The sequence below is a fragment of the Lactobacillus kimbladii genome, assembly GCF_014323605.1.
In the GTDB taxonomy this organism is placed as follows: domain Bacteria; phylum Bacillota; class Bacilli; order Lactobacillales; family Lactobacillaceae; genus Lactobacillus; species Lactobacillus kimbladii_B.
This window is the reverse complement of sequence record NZ_SCMB01000023.1, coordinates 1-948: the sequence shown is the minus strand read 5'-3', so window position 1 is coordinate 948 and position 948 is coordinate 1. Positions and strand designations below refer to the sequence as shown.

Here is a 948-nt window from a genome sequence, read left to right as displayed (position 1 = left end):
CTAAGTCTAGCAAGTCTATTGCAAATTCAACCACTGAAAATAATAGTATACATACTTCCGAATTATCTAAAGATGACAATCAAGTAGAAAAATCAAAAAAAGAAATCAAATTATCTACCTTTTCCGACTTAACTTCATTTTTTAAGAGTGACGGAAGCCATTCAGAAGTTTTAAGTGAAACTGCACCTACTAAGGACCATAAGAATGATTCTGATAATGTTTTAGAAAATAATGATAGTCTTCAAGATGAAGATAAAAGCACTAAAAAAGAAGACTCTACTGATATAGGGCAGTCGACTGACGATTCTACGGGTCAAAGTGATGATATTGATTCAGTTAGGAACATTAATATAACTAATGTAAATAGTGGTATGTCGTCAGCATTTAGTCGAGTACTGTCAGCATATAATAAATTAACTCCAGATGAGCAAGTAAATGTTACAGCATCTTTTAATAAATTTATTGATGATCTAAAGGCGACTCAGAACGATGCTGTTGAAAAAATTAAAAATTCTGGAACTAAGGAAAATATTGTGGCAATAGCTGAAAATGCCAAAAGTAAATTTGATAAATTTGCCACAACTGCTGAAGTACTTTTTGCAAAAACAGCTGCATTAGATACAGTTAATGATGTAGCAAAGAAAGTTAAGAAAGAATTAATTAAAGAATCCGATATAGAAAAAGTTGAATCTATTGCTAAAGATGCAAACGATGAACTAACGCAAGCAGATGATGTTGGAAAAATAAACAATATTAAAGAAGAAGCAGTAAATGATATTAATAATGTTAAATTTATTGCAGAAGCGACTGCAAAGGCAGAATTAGAAGCTAATAAGACTGCGCAAAAGGCTTATATTAGTTCGATGGCTGAAGCGGCCAAGAAGCGAATACAAAATGCATACGATAAATTATCTTCTTCAGTTCAAAATGACCTTAAAGAAGTTTTAA

The 948-nt window shown here is 31.4% G+C and carries 1 protein-coding gene; it reads left to right on the top strand.

Annotation, left to right across the window (positions count from 1 at the left end; translation table 11 throughout):
• Nucleotides 1–948 (top strand): hypothetical protein (locus ERK18_RS09315; protein ID WP_187155212.1); only part of this gene is annotated, 948 nt, incomplete at both ends.